We start from the raw sequence: 20,892 nt of genomic DNA on the forward strand, positions 1-20,892 counted from the left end.
GCAGCCACCGCCGTCCCCGAGATCCCCGGCCCCGCTCCCGCCCCCGCCGCGGCCCCCGAGCTGCCGCCGCACGGACTGGGCGTCTCCCTGCCCGCGGCCGACACGCGCGCGAAGACCGAGGGCACCTTCCCGTACGCCGCCGACCTGTGGGCCGAGGGTCTGCTGTGGGCGGCCGTCCTGCGCTCCCCGCACCCGCACGCCCGCATCGTGTCCGTCGACACCACCCACGCGCGCGACATGCCGGGCGTACGCGCCGTCATCACGCACGAGGACGTACCCGGCAGCCCGCTGTACGGCCGCGGCACGCCCGACCGGCCGGTCTTCGCCTCCGAGGTGGTGCGCCACCACGGCGAGCCCATCGCCGCCGTCGCCGCCGACCACCCCGACACCGCGCGCATGGCCGCCGCCGCCGTCATCGTCGAGTACGAGGTGCTCGACCCGGTGACCGACCCCGAGCAGTCCTTCGCGGCGGAGCCGCTCCACCCGGACGGCAATCTGATCCGGCACATCCCGCTGCGCCACGGCGACCCCGACACGGCCGGCGAGATCGTCGTCGAGGGCCTCTACCGCATCGGCCGCCAGGACCCCGCCCCCATAGGGGCCGAGGCCGGACTCGCCGTGCCGCGCCCCGACGGCGGCGTGGAGCTGTACCTGGCCTCCACCGACCCGCACGCCGACCGCGACATGCTGGCCGCCTGCTACGGCCTCGAACCCGACCGCGTCAAGGTCGTCGTCACCGGCGTGCCCGGCGCCACCGCCGACCGCGAGGACCAGAGCTTCCAGCTCCCCCTCGGCCTCCTCGCGCTGCGCACCGGCTGCCCGGTGAAACTGACCGCCACGCGCGAGGAGTCCTTCCTCGGCCACGTCCACCGCCACCCCACCCTGCTGCGCTACCGCCACCACGCGGACGCCGAGGGGCGGCTGGTCAAGGTCGAGGCGCAGATCCTGCTCGACGCGGGTCCCTACGCGGACACCTCCTCCGAGGCCCTGGCCGCGGCCGTCTCCTTCGCCTGCGGCCCGTACGTCGTCCCGCACGCCTTCATCGAGGGCTGGGCGGTACGCACCAACAACCCGCCCTCCGGCCATGTGCGCGGCGAGGGCGCCATGCAGGTCTGCGCCGCCTACGAGGCGCAGATGGACAAACTCGCGAAGAAGCTCGGCGTCGACCCGGCGGAGCTGCGCCTGCGCAACGCCCTGGCGACCGGTGACGTCCTGCCGACCGGCCAGACGGTGACCTGCCCCGCGCCGGTGGCGGAACTGCTCCAGGCCGTCCAGGAATTCCCCCTCCCGCCGCTGCCCAAGGACACGCCCGAGGAGGACTGGCTGCTGCCCGGCGGCCCCGAGGGCGCGGGCGAGCCGGGCGCGGTGCGGCGCGGCGTCGGCTACGGCCTCGGCATGGTGCACATGCTGGGCGCGGAGGGCGCCGACGAGGTCTCGACGGCGACCGTGCGGGTCCAGGACGGCGTCGCGACGGTGCTGTGCGCGGCCGTGGAGACCGGACAGGGTTTCGCGACGCTGGCCCGGCAGATCGTCCAGGAGACCCTGGGCGTCGACGAGGTCCACGTCGCGCCCGTCGACACCGACCAGCCCCCGGCCGGCGCGGGCTGCCGGGGCCGGCACACCTGGGTGTCGGGCGGCGCGGTGGAACGGGCCGCCAAGATGGTCCGCCACCAGCTCCTCCAGCCCCTGGCCCACAAGTTCGGCATGTCGACCGAGCTGCTCCAGATCACCGACGGCAAGATCACCTCGTACGACGGTGTCCTGTCGACCACCGTGACGGAGGCGCTGGACGGCAAGGAGCTGTGGGCCACCGCCCAGTGCCGCCCGCACCCCACGGAGCCCCTGGACGGGGCGGGCCAGGGCGACGCCTTCGTCGGCCTCGCCTTCTGCGCGGTCCGCGCCGTCGTCGACGTCGACATCGAACTCGGCTCGGTACGGGTCGTGGAGCTGGCGGTCGCCCAGGACGTCGGCCGCGTCCTCAACCCGGCCCAGCTGGCGGCGCGCATCGAGGCGGGCGTCACCCAGGGCGTGGGCATCGCCCTCACCGAGAACCTGCGCACCCCGCGCGGCCTGATCCGGCACCCCGACCTCACCGGGTACTCCCTGCCGACGGCACTGGACGCGCCCGACATCCGGATCGTGCAGCTGATCGAGGAACGGGACGTGGTGGCCCCGTTCGGTGCCAAGGCGGTCAGCGCGGTGCCGGTGGTGACGTCCCCGGCGGCGATCGCCTCCGCGGTGCGCGCCGCGACCGGACGTCCCGTCAACCGCCTCCCGATCCGCCCGCAGGCCGCGGTGGTGACGGACCGGTGAGCCGGGAACCCGGACCGGTGACCCCGGAGGATCCCGCGACGCGGCGCCAGGCGCCCCCGCGCCAGGACCCGCCCCGCTACGACCCGGACCGCTACGAACCCCCGCCCGGCGTGGGCAAGCTGCTGATCTGGATGGCGATCGTGGCGCTGGCGGCGCTCGCGGTGGTCCTGGGCGGCGTGTACTTCAGCTGACGGGCTCCCGCCGTCCGCTCCCGCCGTCCGGCCCCGCCGCCGGCTCCGGGGGCGTTGTCAGTGGTGCCGCGTAGTGTGCGGGGCAGTGGGAGCGACGGGCGGGAACGCCTGCCGCACCCGCCGACGTGTACGTGAACCACCACGCACGGGGGAGCCAGCGATGCCCACGCTCGAGGCAACGGCCGACGACGCGGCGATGATCATCCTGACCGAGGCCGACCTCGGTCCCTACGTCACGCACGCCCCGACGCGCGACTGGCTGACCGGGCCCGGACTCCCGCCCGAGATCGACCTGCTGACGTTCGCCGCGCTGCGCACCGACGGGCTGCGCACGGTGGCGGACGTGACCGCGGCCCCCGACCTGCTGGACCGCGCGCTGCGGGACCGTCTGGTGATAGGCGGTCTGATCGCCGCGGACGGCGCGACGTCGGAGTCGATCCTCCTCGACGGCACGACCGGCGAGATCTCCACGACGTACTTCTTCCAGGACCGCCCGGACCTGATGGACGAGCTCCCGCTCGCCCCGTCCCTGGAGATCCTGCTCCGCTTCGCCGCCGTGACGGAGGAACTGGCCACGCTGCGCGGCCGTTTCGCGCAGTACGCGACGGACCGCGGCCCCCAGGCGGTGGTGGCGGCCTCCCGCGCGCTCCTCTCCCTCTTCGAGGAGGACACGGACGGCGAGGTCCCGCCGTACTGGCGCATGGCGGCCCTGATCCGCCCCCTGTCCCTGATAGCGGGCCCGGGCACCCACTCGGGCCTCACCCTGGACCTCCCGCTGCGCCTGCTGGACGAGGAGTTCGGGGCGGGCGAGATCGTCCGCTTCGAGGACGTCGACTTCCCGGCCGCGCTCACCCACGAGCCGACCCGCCGCTTCCTGCGCGAGGTGGGCCTGCCGGAGGACGGCACGTGGTTCACCCTGGACACGGACGTCCCGCTGCCGACCCTGGCCGAGTACGAGCCGGCGGACCTCGGCACGGCGATCGAACTCCCGGAGAACGCCGACCGGTTGATAGACCTGGGCTACCTCCTGGAGGACACCTGCCTGGTGGTGGACGGCACGACGGGCGAGGTCCTGTGCTGGAGCACCCCGGACGCGGCCCTGCGCCCCCTGAACGCCGACCTCTCCACCCTCGCCTACACCCTCTGGCTGATCCACCGCGAGAAGGCCCTGGACAGCCGGCACGGCCTGACCGAGGCCTACGAACAACTCGCGGACACCCTGACCCGGACCCTGGCCGCCCTCGACCCGACCGCCTGCGCCCCCACCCCCCGCACCCCCACGGACGACGGCCTCCGCTACTGGCCCCAGGCTTTCGAGGACCAGGCAGGCGGAGGCCTGTACCCGTGAACCCGGCCGACGGCCCCGACGACGCCCGGGCTCACCCCGCCGACGCGACGGCCGACGACGGAATGACGGCCCGCGCCCGGTCATGGAGGTCGCGAGCCGTCGCGTTCTTCAGATGAGGGCGGAGGAGTCCGGCCATCGCCCTCATCCGGTTGTCGGCGCGGCCGGACTGGACCTTCGGGTAGTCGTCGAGAGCCTGGTGCCAGGTCGTGCAGGCTGCTTCCAGATGACCGAGTTCCAACTGCCTCTCGGCGAGCAGGCCACGACGTTCGACCCGGGTCCGCCGGAACAGGCTGGGCCGGAGCTGGTCCGCACGCTGCATGGCATCGATGGCCCCCGCCTTGTCGCCCAGTTCGTAACGCACCTGACTGATGTGGTAATTGAGCGACGACGGGTCGTAAGAGCCGAACGCCCGCCCTCGTGATTCGGCACGGTCCATGGCTGCTTCAGCCGCCCTGATGTGGCGCAGCGCGTCGGTGCGATCCCCGGTCTGTGCGGCGGCGTGCGCCTGCTGACCCGAGATGAAGGCCAGCATCCGAGGCCCGGCCTGCGGAGACGCGGCAGCTGCTGCGTCAGCCAGCTCCCTGGCCTTCGCCGCGTGACGGAGATCGACGGCCTGGACACTCATCCCCCGCAGGGTGGTGCAGTACGTCAGATGGTCCTCGGCGGCACCGGCCAACTCCAGAGCCTTGACGTAGTAGCGCTGTGCGAGACCGTGCAGCCCCTCGTCGACTGCCATGAATCCGGTCAGGTACAGCAGATCCGAGGCGGCGGACAGTATGGCTCTGCGTACCTCCTCGGATGCGGCGGCGCGCAGATAAGGGGCCACCGTGTTGACCATGAACGAGGCTGCCATGGGGCGAGCGTGGCGACCGCCGAACTCGTCGTCCAGTTCCGAGATGCGCTCGGTCATGGCGACGATCGTGTCCACCTCGTTCCTGCCGATACGCGTCGCGCGGCCGGAACGAACGGCCTCCGCACGTCCGACGACGTCGGGCCAGCCGGGGATGGTGACCGCGACGGAGAACAGACCGACACCGAGAACACTGCGACGGGACGGATCCATATCCAGCCTCCCCAGGTCGATCACTTCCTCAACGGTATCGGCAGCCTGGGCGAAGCGATCGCGCGGAACGGGCAACCCGGTCTCGACGTGAGTGACCGGGCGCCCGAGGCGGCGGGAAAGAGCTTCGAGGATGCATGCCCGTACCGGGCTGCGTGGGACGGTTCCAGTGAGCCAGTGGCTCACTGCGGACTCGTCGTAGCGCAGAGGGATTCCGGTTTCGGTACCGATGCGGTTCACGGCCCGCGCGAACTGCCTGTGGGTCCAGCGGCTTTCCGTGAGCAGACGTCCGAGCGCCGTATTCGGTTCACGCTTGGCCATGACCGCAACTCCCCGCGTCTCGTGAACTTTCAAGGCTTTCACGTCCCGGTGCTGCGACAACGGTACCGCTGTCCGTGTTCGTGCGGTTGCGTAGAGATAGCAAGAGGGGCGGCGAGACCAGAGCGCAGCCTGCGTCCCAGGGACTGGTGGATGAGAAGCAGAGCACGGGCCGAACTGGCCCGGATGATCGAGGAGCGGGGGCAGGACGGGATGCTGAGGATCGACACCTACGAGGACGCGGACCTCGCGCCGGGGTCGGTCCGACTCGCTCCGTGCCGCTGTCCGCTGCACCTGCCCTCTCCTCCCGAAGACGGTGCGTCGAAACTGAGCGCTGCGGTGCGGGAGGCCAATGAGCGCAGCCGCGGAGAGCGGCTGTGAGACGGCCGGCCCCAACCACCCTCACCTGACTCCTTCCCCGCGACATGCTCAGGCTTCATGCCTGGCGTGGGGAAGGGCCTGCCGCTCGGAGCGGTGGGCAACCCCGTCCGGCCACCTTCTTCGCAAGGGTCCGGTGGCCGGACGGTCAGCTCCGCAGCACCAGCCGCGGAGTCCGCTTCAACCGTAAAGGAGAACGACATGAACGTGGACGACCTGTTCACGGGTGACCTGGTCATCGGCATTCCGACCGTCGAGGCCGCGCTGATGGACAAGATGCCGGGTGGTGGCGACAACAACGGCGACCACTGCTGCAGGTGATCCGTAGCTGACGCCGGGCGGGGCGGGGCCGGGAACGGCCTCGCCCCGTCGTACGACATCCGAAAGGAACGGACATGCTGTCGATGCATCTGCGCCTGGCCGACTTGGATGATCCCAAGTGGGTCGCTCAGGAAGGCCGCTGGACAACCGGTGGGAGCTGGATCGAGCCGGTGAAGGTATCCACGCTCGTCACGGAGATCAACGACGACCGAGCACCGTATGTGACGATGAGGGTCAAGGAGTGCACGGGCGACGAGGCCGACTTCGTAGAGCTCGCCATGCGGCCGGGGGAACTTCGCGTATCAGTGGGGGCCTTCGGCACAGCCCCGCTCTATCTCTTCGAACGAAGTGCCGAGTTGCATGCCTCATGGGACATGACCGCACTCCGATCCTTTTCGGAGCCCGAACGACTGCTGCCGCACATCGTCGCCCGCACACTGACGAGACGGCACCGCTACACGGCTGACACGCTGTTCGACGGTATGCACCGTCTCACCGAGCGCGCATCGGCCACGTTCACCGCATCGGGCCTCACCGTCCACTACCCGGACCCCGCCGAGCATGTGCTCGAGCCGCGTGAGCTGAGGCCCGGCGTCGATCCGCTGGCCGCTCTGGACGAGTTGCTGACCGATGTGATCTGCCGGGCGCCCACGGTGACCGGATGCGTGGGTGTCGAACTCTCCGGGGGCGCGGATTCCGGAAACGTGGCCTTGGCCGTCAGGAAAGCCCGTTTCACCGAAGTCCACAGCTTCGGCCTTCTGGTGGGAGGCCGGACCGGCAGGCAGCAGTGCGAACGGCGCCGGGCTTTCGTGGAGTACTGCGGCTTCCAGGACAACGCGGTCCCCGCTCTGCGGTACGCGCCGTTCTGTCCGGGGGGTGTACGTGCCGTGCGCAGGCCGCACGATCCGGCCGGAGCCTTCTACCAGGAGGCATTCGATGTCGTACGCGAACGTGCGGCGGCCCTGCGGTGCGAGGTTGTGTTCACCGGCAGTGGCGGGGACGAGATCAACGCACACCATTCACGCACGCTGTCCGAACTGCCGGAACAGGGAACCGTACCGTGGCTCGGGGCCAAGGCGGTCCGAGCGCTCGTCGATGTCAACGAGAACCTCGCGCCCATTCCGGTGCTGCCCCTGCCGACCCTGATGGCGTTCGGGATGCACAACCCCGGATACCTCCGAGCGGGTATCTGGCCGGTGAGCCCGCTCGCGCACCCGCGGGTCGTCCGTTTCATGGAGCAGCTGCCTCACGAACACAAGCGCGGGAAATCGCTGTTCCGTGAACGGATCAGGCAGGCGGGCCTGCCCGAACGGGTGGCCGCGCCGACCGAACCGGAGAACTTCCTGGCCGTCCTGGAGAAGGGGCTGCGGTCCTACGGCCTGGCTGTGCTGGACAGCATGGTGAAGGAGTCGATCCTGGTTGACCTCGGCTATGTTGACGGCAAGGCTCTCGCCCAGGCGCGCAGGGATGCCGATACGGCTCCTGCCGTCCCTGACCTGTTGTGTGATCTTCTCGCCCTGGAGGTCGGTCTGAGAAGCCTCATGTGACCAGCCCCGATACGAAAGCCGGCCAGGTGGAAGCCGTCAACATCCTGTACCGCGACCCGTCGCTCTACGACGCGGTGCAGTCCGACAGCACCGCCGCCGCGATGTGCCGGCGCCTGATCGAGGCGCACCACCCGGATGCGCGGACGCTGATCGACTTCGGGTGCGGCACCGCACGGGACCTTGAGATCCTGGCCAAGCGTTTCGAATGCATCGGGGTGGACGTTCACCCAGGCATGGTCGACTACGCCCGCCGGACCCGTCCGGGGCTGGACGTCCGCACCGGCGACATGCGCACCGTACGGCTCGGCACACACGTGGACGTGCTGACCTGTCTGGGTAACACACTGGCTTACGCGCACAGCAACGACGACATCAGCCACGTCTTCGACACCTTCGCCCGTCACGCCCGGCCGGGCACGCTGCTGGTGCTCTGCTCACCGGTCGCCCCGCTCACCGGCACCGGGCCGACCGTCTCGACGCTGGAAACCCCTTGGGGACCGGCGACGGTCACCATCCACCACGGGTGGGACCTGCGGACCCAGATCAACACCACGTACCGTCACTGGTCCTTCCCCTCGGGCGAGGAAGCCCGGGACGAGATCCCCAGACGGGTTCTGTTCCCCCGCGAACTGGAGCAGTACGCGCAGAATGCCGGCTTCGAGGTGCTGGACATGCTTGATGCCGTAGGACCAGAGTTGACAGGCCCCACCGCGTACACGGTGGCGCGCCGCACATCGTGAAGCAGGCTGCGACGCAGTCGGCGAAACAGCTGTGGGGGCAGTCATCGCGGCGTCATGCGTTCCGTGCCCCGCGCCCGGGACCGTCACCGGAGAACCTCACCGGCCGCACTCCGCAGAGCTTCCGTACCTGGGCCGAGGGGCGCGGCAACTGTCGCGCCCCAGACATGCGCAAACGCGGGCGTGCGGCCTCAGGGGAAACGGCTTTTCGTTGTTCAGCTATTCCTCGGTGCCGAAGGAGCATCCGTACGTGCCGTTGTCGTACGTCAGCCGTTCCGGCAGGAGTTCACCGCAGTTCGGACAGGTGGGGAGATCCGGAGGATTGACGCGGAGAATCGCAGCGTCCTTCAAGGTGAACACCGACAGCACCGCATCCTTGCCGTGTTCTTTGATCCCCTGCTGCAGGAACTCGAAAGCTCCGTAGATCTGCCCGCAGTCGCATTCGATGCGACTGGACCGGAACGTGCCGATGTCCTCGATACCGAGATCCGAGGCGATCCTTGCCTTCTCCTCGCTCGATACCGTCCTGATGCCGGTCTTCTTTACTCGGTCAGGCGTCCAGTACCAAGCCCGGACAGCCTTTGCCTGCGGGATGGAGAGGTAGAACGATGCCGACTTGCCACTGACGATTGCCTCCCTGACGATGCTCACGATCGTGCAGTCGTCCGTAGAGACAACGGCTCTCCTGCTGCCTGCAACTCTCTCGATGTCATTCAGTGCGGTTTTTTCCATGGATGCAGATTTGTTGTGCGCGACCCGTATCGCCAGGCGGCACGCTGAGGCTCCGCCCGATCGGCTCAGAGACTCGTGACTCAAGGTCGAAGAGGCCGCCAGTCGCCGCGTCGGCCGGACGACACGCTTCGCAGTCATCCGCACCGGCCAGATAACCGACTCGTCCTGTTGGCCCCTGCCCGTCGATGGAGTTACTGCACTGCAGTGCGGCAACATCTTGGGCAAGTTTTGGAGTGCGAAGGTCCCGGCAGGGTTGGCGAGACGTCCGTGCCGGACGCACTTCCCAGGTTCACTCGCCCGGAACGCCGCAGTGGCGTTGGCAGGGTATGTGCTTGACGATCTGCATATGAAAAATGCTGCATGGGATAAGGCGGTCACGTCAGTACAGACGCTGTTTCCCGACCCGGCCCCCGACCCGTCTCCCGATCCATCCCCGGCTCAGTCGACACTGGAGACAACATCTCACGACATTATTTGGGGAATGCTTGTCGTTTTCGCGGCTGGGGTCCTCATTGTTGCGTTTCTGGCGTTGGCGAGTCGGAAAAAGGGAGGGGGTGACGAATCCAAGGAGTTGTCTGAGCAGATTCGCGCTTTGGGTGGGCTTCTTGCTGTTATCGCGGCTGATGGGGCTGTTATTATTGCCGCAGTTTGGGCGGTGGGGCATTTTGGGAATAATGCCGACAGTAATGTCGCGGTTCTATCGGCAGGTTTCAGTGCTGTAACTGCCATCACGACTGCGTATCTCAGTATCAAAGCGATCAGCAACACAGCAAGAACCGCTATGCACCATGCTCAGCAGCGGCGTGATGACAATCCTAATCCAGCAGGTGGCGGCTTGCCCTGATGGTGCCATGCGGCGCGCTGGGCCGATCGTGATCCTTGGTCTGCAAGGTGCCGAGAGGAGGATGCTGAGACGGGAAATGAGACGAACGACTGGAGGGCGGTACCCCCGAAGGGGTACCGCCCTTTCTTTTTTGCCTGGTCAAGGCCGCAGAGGCCATGGCGGGATTCGAACCCACGTAACTCGCTTTGCAGGCGAGCCCCTGAACCACTCGGGCACACGGCCGTTCACCGGCCCGTTGTTCCGGACCCGGTGGAACGACCGTACGGCCGCCACCTCACAGGGCTCAAGAGGATCCTGGGGGCTGCAATACGACTGCCACACGGCGTTCATGAAGGGGGACCGGAAGAGTCGGTGGTGCCACTTTGACCCCATCGGGTGGGACCGTTCCGGTATGGCGATGAATCTGCGTCTTCGTGACGACCAGACGGAAGCACTGAAGCTGCGCGCAGAGGAGGAAGGGGTCAGTATGCACGCCATACTCCTGCGAGCAGTGGACGACCACCTCGCGAGGACTGCCCACGAGGCCCTGGTCCGGAAGGCCGCCAAGGAGCAGACCGCCAGGTGGGCCGAACTGTTGGAGCGGCTCAAGTGACCACCCGCATCTGCCTGTCGGCCTAGGACGTCCTGGGAATCGCCGCGCACGCCCTCGGCGATCAGGAGGTCGTCCTCCGGGACGCCGGACTGCTGGAGTCGGCCGTGCACCGGCCCTCCGCCGCCATGTTCGGGCAGGAGGCGTATGCCGATCTCCACGACAAGGCCGCCGCGCTTCTGCAGTCGCTGCTGATCAATCACCCTCTCGTCGACGGCAACAAGCGCACCGCCTGGGTCTCCTGTGTCGTTTTTCTGGCCATGAATGGCGTACAGCTCCGGCCGGACATCGACGCAGCCGAGCGCCTGGTCATCGCCGTGGCGAGCGGGAGGTCGGAGGAGGCCAAGGTGATCGGTGACGGGTTGCGGGAGTTGGTGGAGGGGGCGGTGTGACCTCTGTCCCACCCGGGAGGGAGGTCGTGCCGTCCGTCCCTTGACAGGGAACCGGCGCCGGTAGGGTGGCCCGGTTGTCCTACGCAGCCGGGAGCGCACCGGGCCGGAACCGGCACCGGAGCCGGGTCCGGGCCCAGGGGCCGGTGCCCCAGGGGTCGGTGTCCGGGGCCGTTCGTGCCTCGTCCCCGCGCCGCCCGAGCCCGCCCGACCCCCGCTACGGAGACCGTGACTACCACCGCCGCTTCCTCCACCCACTCCCACCACCTCTCCCCGGCGTTCCCGGGGCGCGCCCCGTGGGGTACCGCCAACAGGCTGCGCGCTTGGCAGCAGGGGGCGATGGAGAAGTACGTCCAGGAGCAGCCGCGTGACTTCCTCGCCGTCGCCACGCCCGGTGCCGGCAAGACGACCTTCGCGCTCACGCTCGCCTCCTGGCTGCTGCACCACCACGTCGTGCAGCAGATCACCGTCGTCGCGCCCACCGAGCATCTGAAGAAGCAGTGGGCCGAGGCCGCCGCCCGGATCGGCATCCGGCTCGACCCCGAGTACAGCGCCGGGCCGCTCAGCAAGGAATACCAGGGCATCGCCGTCACCTACGCCGGTGTCGGCGTCCGGCCCATGCTGCACCGCAACCGCGTCGAGCAGCGCAAGACCCTCGTCATCCTCGACGAGATCCACCACGCCGGTGACTCCAAGTCCTGGGGCGAGGCGTGCCTGGAGGCCTTCGAGCCCGCCACCCGGCGCCTCGCTCTCACCGGTACGCCGTTCCGCTCCGACACCAACCCCATCCCCTTCGTGACGTACGAGGAGGGGCAGGACGGTATCCGGCGGTCCTCCGCCGACTACACCTACGGGTACGGGAACGCCCTGGCCGACCATGTCGTCCGTCCGGTGATCTTCCTGTCCTACTCCGGCAACATGCGCTGGCGGACCAAGGCCGGGGACGAGATCGCCGCCCGGCTCGGCGAGCCCATGACCAAGGACGCCGTCAGCCAGGCCTGGCGCACCGCCCTCGACCCCCGCGGCGAGTGGATGCCCAGCGTGCTGCGCGCCGCCGACCAGCGGCTCACCGAGGTCAGGAAGGGCATCCCGGACGCCGGTGCCCTCGTCATCGCCTCCGACCAGGACTCCGCCCGCGCCTACGCCAAGCTCATCCGGGAGATCACCGGCAGCCCCGCCACCGTCGTCCTCTCCGACGACGGCGGCGCGTCGAAGAGGATCGACGACTTCAGCGACAGCACCGACCGGTGGATGGTCGCCGTGCGCATGGTGTCCGAGGGCGTCGACGTGCCCCGGCTCGCCGTCGGGGTGTACGCCACCACCATCTCCACCCCGCTCTTCTTCGCCCAGGCCGTAGGGCGTTTCGTGAGGTCCCGGCGGCGCGGCGAGACGGCCTCCGTGTTCCTCCCCACCATCCCCGACCTGCTCACCTTCGCCAACGAGATGGAGGTCGAGCGCGACCACGCCCTCGACAAGCCGAAGAAGGAGGGCGAGGAGGACCCCTACGCCGAGTCCGAGAAGGAGATGGAGGAGGCGAACAAGGAGCAGGACGAGGACACCGGCGAGCAGGACATGCTGCCCTTCGAGGCGCTGGAGTCCGACGCCGTCTTCGACCGCGTCCTCTACGACGGCGCCGAGTTCGGCATGCAGGCCCACCCGGGCAGCGAGGAGGAGCAGGACTACCTCGGCATCCCGGGGCTGCTCGAACCGGACCAGGTGCAGCTGCTGCTTCAGAAGCGGCAGGCCCGCCAGATCGCGCACAGCCGCCGCAAGCCCGACAGCGACGCCGACCTCCTCGAACTGCCCGCCGAACGGCGTCCCGTGGTCAGCCACAAGGAGATGATGGAGCTGCGCAAGCAGCTCAACACGATGGTCGGCGCCTACGTCCACCAGAGCGGCAAACCGCACGGTGTCATCCACACCGAGCTGCGCCGCGTCTGCGGCGGGCCGCCCAGCGCCGAGGCCACCGCCGGACAGCTCCGGCAGCGCATCGCCAAGGTGCAGGAATGGGCCACCCGGATGCGCTGAGCCCGGGGCGGGGGGATGCAGGGAGGGCGTTTCGTGACGGAAGGTCCGTATTCCGTACGCCGCTCCATGCCCGCCCTTGACCGGATTCTGGACGGAGGCTTCCGCTGAGCGGACCGGGTCGCTACTGTCACGCTACGCACACGCCCCGTGGCAGCGCCGCCGCGGAGCGCAGCCGTGAAGCGACTGGGCCCGGACCGCAGCCGGGCCGTCCTGCCGATCGGCGGCCTCTGAAGCGCGTCGGCGACGGGACTCGGCGACGCATTCCCCGCGAGGAGGCCGTCGACCTCACCACTGAAGGAGTGGGCGTCGTGACCGCGGAGACCTCCCAGACGCTCGACCGGGGACTCAAAGTCCTCAAACTGCTGGCCGACACCGACCACGGGCTGACCGTCACCGAGCTATCCACCAGACTGGGCGTCAACCGGACCGTGGTGTACCGGTTGCTCGCCACCCTCGAACAGCACGCGCTCGTACGACGTGACCTGGGCGGTCGCGCCCGGGTCGGGCTCGGCGTGCTGCGGCTCGGTCGCCAGGTGCATCCGCTGGTACGGGAGGCCGCGCTCCCCGCGCTGCGCTCACTGGCCGAGGACATCGGGGCGACCGCGCACCTCACGCTCGTCGACGGGGCGGAAGCCCTGGCGGTCGCGGTGGTGGAGCCGTCGTGGACGGACTACCACGTCGCCTACCGCGCCGGGTTCCGCCACCCGCTGGACAGGGGCGCGGCCGGCCGGGCCATCCTCGCCGCCCGCCGCCAGCCGCTCGCCGACCCCGGATACACCCTCACCCAGGGCGAGCTGGAGGCCGGGGCCAGCGCGGCGGCGGCACCGCTGCTCGGCGTCACCGGCGTCGAGGGCAGCGTCGGCGTGGTCATGCTGGCGGACGCGGTACCGGAACGGGTGGGCCCGAGGGTGGTGGACGCGGCCCGCGAGGTCGCGGAGGCGCTGCGCTGAGCTGCGAGGCGTGTGAGGCGTACGGTGCCTCTGGGGTGCACGGTGCCTCCGGGGGCGTACGGTGCCTGCGGGCGCACGGAAACAAGGGCGCCGGGGCGCACGCCCCCGGTCCGGCGGGCCTACGCCCCCGGGCCACCCGGCCCGCGCCCCCGGCCGCCGGGCGTGCGGCCGGGCACCGGCGCCCGGCCGTGCTCCTTCGCCACGTTAGATTGACCCCGTGCTCTCTCGCCTCACGCGCCTCCAGGCCGTCGCCGTCTGCGCCCTGCCCGTCGTCGCCCTGCTCGCGACGGCGGTCTTCGCACCGCTGCCGTTCGCGGTGGCGCAGCCCGGTATGACGGCCGACGTGCTCGGCGAGAACAAGGACACCCCGGTCATCACGATCTCCGGCGCGCCGACCCGCACCACCCGCGGCCAGCTGCGGATGACGACGATCGAGGCGACCGGACCCGACGCGGACGTCCACCTGGGCGATGTCGTCGACGGCTGGTTCCGCACCGACCGCGCCGTGCTGCCCCGTGACTCGGTCTACCCCAGCGGCGACAGTGTCAAGGAGATCGAGAAGCACAACACCGCGCAGATGAAGGAGTCCCAGGACGCCGCGACCGAGGCCGCGCTGAGGTATCTGCACCTGAGCGACAAGAACGTCAAGGTCACCCTGAGGCTCGCCGACGTCGGCGGCCCCAGCGCGGGCCTGCTGTTCACGCTCGGGATCATCGACAAGCTGGACGGCGACGGCAGCGGCGGCGACCTCACCGGCGGCCGTACCGTCGCCGGTACCGGCACCATCACCGCCGACGGCACGGTGGGCGCGGTCGGCGGCGTGGCCCTGAAGACCCAGGCCGCCCGCCGGGACGGCGCCACCGTCTTCCTGGTCCCGAAGGCGGAATGCGGCGACGCCGGGTCGGAACTGCCCAAGGGGCTGCGCCTGGTCCCGGTGACGACCCTCAAGAGCGCCGTCGACGCCCTGGACGCGCTGGAGAAGGGCAGGAGCGGCATCCCCAGCTGCTAGTGCCGCGGCAGGCAATGTTCGCCCCGTCGCGGCGTCCGGCACGCACTCTCGCCGCACCGGCCGAAAGCCCAAGTACATCCAGTACGAGGACTTCCGGCCGGCACACCGAGAGCACGCACCGGACGCCGCTCCTTCACGGGCAAACATTGCCTGCCGCGGCACTAGAGCTAGGAATCGTCCGGCAAGCCCTCCGCCGCCTGCCGTACCAGCGGGATGATCCGCAGGGGTACCGGGTTCTCCATGACGATCGCCGTCGACGCCCGCACGATGCCGTCGATGGCGACCACCCGGTCGATGACCCGCTGGAGGTCGGCGTTGGAGCGGGCGACCAGCCGGCCCAGCATGTCGCCGCTGCCCGTGGTGGTGTGCAGTTCCAGGACCTCCGGCACGGACGCGAGATGGTCCCGTACGTCCTGGCCCTGGCCCTGCCGGATCTGCAGGGTGGCGAACGCGGTGACCGGGTAGCCGAGCGCCGCCGGGTCGACCTGGGGGCCGAAACCGCTGATCACCCCGCTCGACCGCAGACGGTCGAGCCGTGCCTGCGCCGTACCGCGGGCCACCCCCAGCCGCCGGGACATCTCCAGCACACCGATCCTCGGTTCCTGCGCCAGCAGCACGATGATCCGTCCGTCGAGGTCGTCGATCGCCACAGCGGCCTCCTTGCGATGCGATGGTCATCCTGTACGGACACCATGCCCCGAGCCGAGGCCGGCTGGGCAGATTGTCCAGCAGAAAAGCAAACTGTTGCGCACCTTGCCCGCCGGCGTGACCCTGCCCCTATGACGCAGACCACATCCCGCCCTTCTGCCACGCCCGCGACCGCCCGGCAGGCCGACCCCTTCCCGGTCAAGGGAATGGACGCGGTCGTCTTCGCCGTGGGCAACGCCAAACAGGCCGCGCACTACTACTCGACCGCCTTCGGCATGACCCTCGTCGCCTACTCCGGACCGGAGAACGGCAGCCGGGAGACCGCGAGCTACGTCCTCGAGAACGGCTCCGCCCGGTTCGTGTTCACCTCCGTCGTCAAGCCCGCCACCACCTGGGGCCACTTCCTCGCCGGGCACGTCGCCGAGCACGGCGACGGCGTGGTCGACCTGGCCCTGGAGGTCCCGGACGCCCGTGCCGCGTACGCCTACGCCGTCGAGCACGGCGCCCGCTCCGTGGCCGAGCCGTACGAGCTGAAGGACGAGTACGGCACCGTCGTCCTCGCCGCGATCGCGACGTACGGCGAGACCCGCCACACGCTCGTCGAGCGGACCGGCTACGAGGGCCCCTACCTGCCCGGGTACGTCGCCGCCGCCCCGATCGTCGAGCCGCCCGCGCAGCGCACGTTCCAGGCCGTCGACCACTGCGTCGGCAACGTCGAGCTCGGCCGTATGGACGAATGGGTCGGCTTCTACAACAGGGTCATGGGCTTCACCAACATGAAGGAGTTCGTCGGCGACGACATCGCCACCGAGTACAGCGCCCTCATGTCCAAGGTCGTCGCCGACGGCACCCTCAAGGTGAAGTTCCCCATCAACGAGCCCGCCCTGGCGAAGAAGAAGTCGCAGATCGACGAGTACCTGGAGTTCTACGGCGGCGCGGGCGTCCAGCACATCGCGCTGAACACCGGCGACATCGTGCGCACCGTCCGCACCATGCGCGCGGCCGGGGTCGAGTTCCTCGGCACCCCGGACACCTACTACGACACCCTCGGCGAATGGGCCGGCGACACCCGGGTCCCGCTGGAGACGCTGCGCGAGCTGAAGATCCTCGTGGACCGCGACGAGGACGGCTATCTGCTCCAGATCTTCACCAAGCCGGTCCAGGACCGGCCGACCGTCTTCTTCGAGATCATCGAGCGGCACGGCTCCATGGGCTTCGGCAAGGGCAACTTCAAGGCCCTGTTCGAGGCGATCGAGCGGGAGCAGGAGCGGCGCGGGAATCTCTGACGGGAAAGGCGGAGGGCGGAGAGCCGGAGGGCGGAGGGCCGGAGGGCGGAGAGCCGGAGGGCGGAGGGCCGGAGAGCGGAGGGCCGGAGAGCGGAGGGCCGGGGAAGGGGCCGCCGACCGGTGTCTTTCCCGGCGGCCCGCCGGGCGCGGGGTTCACAGGGGCACCCTGCGGTGGGAACCTCGGATCATGAGCCGTATCGAAGCCAGCCCGGACGACGACGTCCGCGCCGCGGGCGATGTCAGCGCACCCGGTTCCCAGGCCCCACCCGGTGCACCGGCCGCGCCCGCCGACCTCGTCGGCCGGCTGCGGGCCGGTCTGCCCGCCGAGGCCGTCCTCACCGACCCCGACGTCGCCCGCTCCTACGCCCACGACATGGCGAGCTTCTGCTCCTCCGGTACTCCCGCCGTGGTCGTCCTGCCCCGTACCGTCGAACAGGTGCAGCACGTCATGCGCACCGCCACCGAGCTGCGCGTGCCGGTCGTCCCGCAGGGCGCCCGCACCGGCCTGTCGGGCGCCGCCAACGCCTCCGACGGCTCCATCGTGCTGTCCCTGACCAAGATGGACCGCATCCTGGAGATCAACCCCGTCGACCGCGTCGCCGTCGTCGAACCCGGCGTCGTCAACGCCGCGCTCTCCCGCGCCGTCGGCGAGCACGGACTCTCCTACCCGCCGGATCCCTCCAGCTGGGAGACGTGCACGATCGGCGGCAACATCGGCACCGCGTCCGGCGGCCTGTGCTGCGTCAAGTACGGGGTCACCGCCGAGTACGTCCTCGGTCTGGACGTCGTCCTCGCCGACGGACGGCTCATGACCACCGGCCGCCGCACCGCCAAGGGCGTCGCCGGATACGACCTCACCCGGCTGTTCGTCGGCTCCGAGGGCTCCCTCGGCGTCGTCGTCAGGGCCGTCCTCGGGCTGCGGCCCAGACCGCCGGAACAACTGGTGCTGGCCGCGGAGTTCCCCTCGGCCGCCACCGCCTGCGACGCCGTGTGCCGGATCATGGCGGGCGGACATGTGCCGTCCCTCCTCGAACTGATGGACCGTACGACGGTCAAAGCCGTCAACGATCTCGCCCGCATGGGACTGCCCGAGACCACCGAGGCGCTGCTGCTCGCCGCCTTCGACACCCCGGACCCCGCCGCCGACCTCGCCGCCGTCGGCGCGCTGTGCGAGGCCGCCGGAGCCACCCAGGTCGTCCCCGCCGACGACGCCGCCGAGTCCGAACTCCTGCTCCAGGCACGCCGGATGTCCCTCACGGCACTGGAGGCGGTCAAGGGCACCACGATGATCGACGACGTGTGCGTGCCGCGCTCCCGGCTGGGTGAACTCCTCGAAGGCGTCGAGCGGATCGCGGACCGGCACCGGCTCACCATCGGGGTCTGCGCCCACGCCGGCGACGGCAACACCCATCCCACCGTCTGCTTCGACGCCCAGGACCCCGACGAGTCACGGCGCGCCCGGGAGTCCTTCGACGAGATCATGGCCCTCGGCCTCGAACTCGGCGGCACCATCACCGGCGAGCACGGTGTCGGCGTGCTGAAGAAGGAGTGGCTGGCGCGGGAGATCGGCCCGGTCGGGATCGAGATGCAGCGGCAGATCAAGCAGGTCTTCGATCCGCTGGGCATCCTCAACCCCGGCAAGCTGTTCTGAACGGCGCGCGGTACGCGGGTTCGGAGAGGTTTCTTCCGAACGTGTGACGTTGGCGCACATCGTTGCCCGGAACGGGGCGGGTACGGCCCGAGTGTCGGTGGTCGTGGCCTTGTTCTGGTAGATGTGGACCCTCCCAGACGACCCCCGAGCAGATACGGGACGACGGACATGAGCGCCCCAACCCCGGCCCCCGGCGACGACCGGCCCCGCGACGGGTATTACCCGGACCCGTCCATCCCCGGATACGTCCGGTACTGGAACGGCGCCGCGTGGGTGCCGGGCACCAGCCGGCCCGCGCCCCAGGACGGCGCACCGCTCGACCCGCCCCCCGGCCGCCTCCCGGCCCAGGCCCCGGCCCCGGCGCCCGGTTCCGTGCCGCCGTCCGCTTCCGTGCCGGGCCCCGCCGCGCCCCCGGTCGAGGAGACCGGCCCGCACTTCTTCGACGAGGACCCGCAGCCGGATCCCGCCCGGCCCGCCGAACCGCAGCCCCTGCTCCCCGGCCAGCAGGGGCCGTACGGCAGTCGTCCCGAGCCCGCCTCGGCCTGGGGCGCCGACCGGTCCCGGCAGTCCGGCTTCGGCGGTGACCAGGACCGCCGGGTGTCCTGGGGCACGCCGAGCGGTCCCGACCCGAGGGTGCCCACCGTCCCACCGGCCCAGCCGGAGGGGCACGCCGCGTACACCGACGGTACGGCCGGCATCCCGCCCGCCGAGGCCGACGGCGCGCAGGGCGAGCCGGGCACGTTCGTCTTCCGCAGACCCACGGCGGGATCCGGGGGCACGGCCGGTACCGGCACCCCGGGCGGTCCGGGCGCTCCGCCCGGTCCGGCGGGTCCGGGCTTCGGCGCCGGAAAGGCCGCGGCGGCCCGCGCGGCGGCGAAGGCCCAGGCCGGTCAGGCGCAGCCCCCGGCACAGCAGACGGGTGCCGAACCGGACGTCCAGCCGCGCCAGGGTCCCCAGGCACAGCCCCCCGCCCCTGCCCCCGGCCCCGCCACCCCGTACGTCCCACCGCAGCAATCCGCGTCCGTGTCCGCGTCCCCGACCGCGCCGCCGGCCGCCCCCATGGCCCCCTTCACCCCCCTGACCGGCGGTGCCGGTGGCGGTCAGGCGTCCTGGGCCCAGCAGGTGCACCAGCTCGCCGGAGCGGACGACGGCCGCCCCGTCGCGCCCTGGAAACCGCCGGTCGACGATCCCTTCCTCGCCATCGTCCGGCGCCAGGCGGCGATCCGCCCGGCAGGCCTCGGCAGGCGGCTGGCCGCCCGGCTGATCGACTCGGTGCTCCTGCTGGCCGTCACCGGTGCCGCCGCCGTGCCCCTCGGCAGCCGCGCCCTGGACCACGTCCAGACGAAGATCGACGAGGCCAGGCTCTCCGGCCGTACGGTCACCGTCTGGCTGCTGGACGGCACGACCTCCGCCTGTCTGGCCGCCGTACTCGGCGTACTGCTCCTGTTCGGCGTGCTCTACGAGGTGCTGCCCACCGCCCGCTGGGGCCGCACCCTGGGCAAGAAGCTGTGCGGTCTGGAGGTACGGGACATCGAGGCCCACGAGCCGCCCGGCTTCGGCGCCTCCCTGCGCCGCTGGCTCGTGTACACGGTGCCGGGGCTGCTCGGCATCGGCGTGGTGGGCGTCGCGTGGTGTCTGTTCGACCGCCCGTGGCACCAGTGCTGGCACGACAAGGCGGCCCATACCTTCGTCGCGGACTGACCGGACCGGACCGGACCGACCGGATCGGCCGGGCCGGACGCACCGGACGCGGCAGACGGAAGGACGACGAGAACCGGTACCCCTTACGGCCCTCTGCCGGATGCGGCGCGGAGACGTTCGCGGTCCACTCGGGCCATGAGCAGTGAACCGCCCCCCGGCTCCGGTCAGCAGCCGCCCGGAGACGACCCGTTCCGGAAACAGCCACCCCCGCACGGCGGTGCGCCACCACCCCCCGGAGGAGGCCCGTACGGTCCTGGCGGCGGCTCGTACGGTGCGGGCGGCGGTGGTCCGTACGGTCCCGGGGGCGGCCCCTACGGCGGTCACCCGGCCGATCCGCTCGCCGGTATGCCCCCGCTCGCCGACAGCGGCAGGCGCACCCTCGCGCGCATCATCGACATGGTCATCGTGGGGATCGTGGTGGCGCTGCTGTCGTGGGTCTTCGGGGTGGCCGAGTACATGGTCAACGCCGGGAACGTCCAGTTCGGGAAGTCCTTCGCGCAGGAGACCATCGCCGCCGTGCTCTACATCGCGTACGACACGGTGCTGATCAGCCGGACCGGCCAGACCCTGGGCAAGAAGTGGCTGGGGATGCGCGTGGCCAACCTGTCCGACGGCGCCACGCCCTCCGTGCAGACGTGTCTGGCCCGCGCGGCGGTGCTGTGGATCCCGTTCGCCTTCTGCTGTGCCTGCGTCTGGACGGCGATCGCGGGCGGCTGGAGCTTCTTCGACAAGCCCTACAAGCAGGGTCTGCACGACAAGGCGGCGAGGACGGTGGTGGTCAGCACCGGCTGAACCGACCGGGCCCGGTGACCGGGCCTGTGACCGGCCCGGTCGTGATGCGGGGCAGGTCCG

At 70.5% G+C, this 20,892-nt stretch carries 19 protein-coding genes and 1 tRNA gene; 16 read left to right on the plus strand and 4 right to left on the minus strand.

Translation table 11 applies throughout. The annotated features are described in order from the left end of the window. Positions 1 to 21 precede the first annotated feature (21 nt). From ABZ862_RS26335 to ABZ862_RS26345, 3 genes are all read left to right on the plus strand, one after another. A complete protein-coding gene (locus ABZ862_RS26335; protein WP_360962860.1) occupies positions 22 to 2,313 on the plus strand; it encodes a molybdopterin cofactor-binding domain-containing protein in 2,292 nt (763 codons plus the stop codon). Continuing rightward, positions 2,310 to 2,504 (plus strand): hypothetical protein, encoded by a 195-nt coding sequence (locus tag ABZ862_RS26340; RefSeq protein WP_360962665.1) that lies wholly within the window; start codon positions 2,310 to 2,312, stop codon positions 2,502 to 2,504. Before ABZ862_RS26335 ends, ABZ862_RS26340 begins: the two co-directional genes overlap by 4 nt. Positions 2,505 to 2,664: 160 nt before the next feature. Next, positions 2,665 to 3,852 carry an SUKH-4 family immunity protein gene (locus tag ABZ862_RS26345; RefSeq protein WP_360962667.1) on the plus strand — a complete coding sequence of 396 codons (1,188 nt, stop codon included), beginning with the start codon at positions 2,665 to 2,667 and terminating at the stop codon, positions 3,850 to 3,852. Between the two features lie 31 nt (positions 3,853 to 3,883). Here the strand turns inward: ABZ862_RS26345 and ABZ862_RS26350 are convergent, their stop codons facing one another. Further along, complete coding sequence (locus tag ABZ862_RS26350; protein WP_360962670.1) at positions 3,884 to 5,233, minus strand: tetratricopeptide repeat protein; 1,350 nt, start codon at positions 5,231 to 5,233, stop codon at positions 3,884 to 3,886. Between the two features lie 150 nt (positions 5,234 to 5,383). On the opposite strand from ABZ862_RS26350, the gene ABZ862_RS26355 reads away from it, so the two are divergent. The 3 genes from ABZ862_RS26355 (at position 5,384) to ABZ862_RS26365 (ending at position 8,216) form a co-directional block, all read left to right on the plus strand. Then, on the plus strand, positions 5,384 to 5,611 hold the full coding sequence (locus tag ABZ862_RS26355; RefSeq protein WP_360962673.1) for a hypothetical protein: 228 nt from the start codon (positions 5,384 to 5,386) through the stop codon (positions 5,609 to 5,611). A 392-nt stretch (positions 5,612 to 6,003) separates the two neighbouring features. After that, positions 6,004 to 7,476, plus strand: coding sequence for an asparagine synthase (locus ABZ862_RS26360; protein ID WP_360962675.1), 1,473 nt, complete (start codon positions 6,004 to 6,006; stop codon positions 7,474 to 7,476). After that, positions 7,473 to 8,216 carry a class I SAM-dependent methyltransferase gene (locus ABZ862_RS26365; RefSeq protein ID WP_360962678.1) on the plus strand — a complete coding sequence of 248 codons (744 nt, stop codon included), beginning with the start codon at positions 7,473 to 7,475 and terminating at the stop codon, positions 8,214 to 8,216. Before ABZ862_RS26360 ends, ABZ862_RS26365 begins: the two co-directional genes overlap by 4 nt. A 216-nt stretch (positions 8,217 to 8,432) precedes the next feature. Here ABZ862_RS26365 and ABZ862_RS26370 read toward each other — a convergent pair whose 3' ends face one another. After that, positions 8,433 to 8,945, minus strand: a complete 513-nt coding sequence (locus ABZ862_RS26370; RefSeq protein ID WP_360962681.1) for a hypothetical protein — start codon at positions 8,943 to 8,945, stop codon at positions 8,433 to 8,435. 310 nt (positions 8,946 to 9,255) lie between these two features. Here ABZ862_RS26370 and ABZ862_RS26375 point away from each other — a divergent pair, with 310 nt between their 5' ends. After that, positions 9,256 to 9,789 carry a hypothetical protein gene (locus ABZ862_RS26375; protein WP_360962684.1) on the plus strand — a complete coding sequence of 178 codons (534 nt, stop codon included), beginning with the start codon at positions 9,256 to 9,258 and terminating at the stop codon, positions 9,787 to 9,789. Between the two features lie 150 nt (positions 9,790 to 9,939). Here ABZ862_RS26375 and ABZ862_RS26380 read toward each other — a convergent pair. Further along, positions 9,940 to 10,011 (minus strand) — tRNA-Cys (locus ABZ862_RS26380). 169 nt (positions 10,012 to 10,180) lie between these two features. Here ABZ862_RS26380 and ABZ862_RS26385 point away from each other — a divergent pair. The 5 genes from ABZ862_RS26385 to ABZ862_RS26405 all read left to right on the plus strand — a co-directional run bounded on the left by ABZ862_RS26385 (position 10,181) and on the right by ABZ862_RS26405 (position 14,754). Beyond that, positions 10,181 to 10,381 (plus strand): CopG family transcriptional regulator, encoded by a 201-nt coding sequence (locus tag ABZ862_RS26385; protein WP_360962686.1) that lies wholly within the window; start codon positions 10,181 to 10,183, stop codon positions 10,379 to 10,381. 32 nt (positions 10,382 to 10,413) lie between these two features. Further along, positions 10,414 to 10,770 carry a type II toxin-antitoxin system death-on-curing family toxin gene (locus ABZ862_RS26390; RefSeq protein WP_360962863.1) on the plus strand — a complete coding sequence of 119 codons (357 nt, stop codon included), beginning with the start codon at positions 10,414 to 10,416 and terminating at the stop codon, positions 10,768 to 10,770. A 225-nt stretch (positions 10,771 to 10,995) separates the two neighbouring features. Further along, positions 10,996 to 12,795 carry a DEAD/DEAH box helicase gene (locus tag ABZ862_RS26395; protein ID WP_360962689.1) on the plus strand — a complete coding sequence of 600 codons (1,800 nt, stop codon included), beginning with the start codon at positions 10,996 to 10,998 and terminating at the stop codon, positions 12,793 to 12,795. A gap of 308 nt (positions 12,796 to 13,103) precedes the next feature. Then, positions 13,104 to 13,745: a helix-turn-helix domain-containing protein gene (locus ABZ862_RS26400; RefSeq protein WP_360962691.1), complete on the plus strand. Its 642-nt coding sequence runs from the start codon at positions 13,104 to 13,106 to the stop codon at positions 13,743 to 13,745. Positions 13,746 to 13,962: 217 nt separating this feature from the next. After that, positions 13,963 to 14,754, plus strand: a complete 792-nt coding sequence (locus tag ABZ862_RS26405; RefSeq protein ID WP_360962694.1) for a S16 family serine protease — start codon at positions 13,963 to 13,965, stop codon at positions 14,752 to 14,754. A 167-nt stretch (positions 14,755 to 14,921) separates the two neighbouring features. On the opposite strand, the gene ABZ862_RS26410 is transcribed toward ABZ862_RS26405, so the two are convergent. Next, a complete protein-coding gene (locus ABZ862_RS26410; RefSeq protein WP_360962697.1) occupies positions 14,922 to 15,404 on the minus strand; it encodes an Lrp/AsnC family transcriptional regulator in 483 nt (160 codons plus the stop codon). 129 nt (positions 15,405 to 15,533) lie between these two features. On the opposite strand from ABZ862_RS26410, the gene hppD reads away from it, so the two are divergent. The 4 genes from hppD (at position 15,534) to ABZ862_RS26430 (ending at position 20,832) form a co-directional block, all read left to right on the plus strand. Beyond that, the gene (gene hppD, locus ABZ862_RS26415) at positions 15,534 to 16,688 is read left to right on the plus strand and encodes a 4-hydroxyphenylpyruvate dioxygenase (protein ID WP_360962700.1); all 1,155 of its coding nucleotides are present in this window, start codon (positions 15,534 to 15,536) and stop codon (positions 16,686 to 16,688) included. Between the two features lie 187 nt (positions 16,689 to 16,875). Continuing rightward, positions 16,876 to 18,339, plus strand: a complete 1,464-nt coding sequence (locus ABZ862_RS26420; protein WP_360962703.1) for an FAD-linked oxidase C-terminal domain-containing protein — start codon at positions 16,876 to 16,878, stop codon at positions 18,337 to 18,339. Positions 18,340 to 18,507: 168 nt separating this feature from the next. Then, positions 18,508 to 20,040: an RDD family protein gene (locus ABZ862_RS26425; protein ID WP_360962705.1), complete on the plus strand. Its 1,533-nt coding sequence runs from the start codon at positions 18,508 to 18,510 to the stop codon at positions 20,038 to 20,040. A gap of 135 nt (positions 20,041 to 20,175) precedes the next feature. After that, on the plus strand, positions 20,176 to 20,832 hold the full coding sequence (locus tag ABZ862_RS26430; RefSeq protein WP_360962707.1) for an RDD family protein: 657 nt from the start codon (positions 20,176 to 20,178) through the stop codon (positions 20,830 to 20,832). Positions 20,833 to 20,892: the final 60 nt, after the last annotated feature.

Origin of the sequence: Streptomyces sp. NPDC047000, from assembly GCF_040644295.1 — a bacterium.
Lineage (GTDB): Bacteria > Actinomycetota > Actinomycetes > Streptomycetales > Streptomycetaceae > Streptomyces.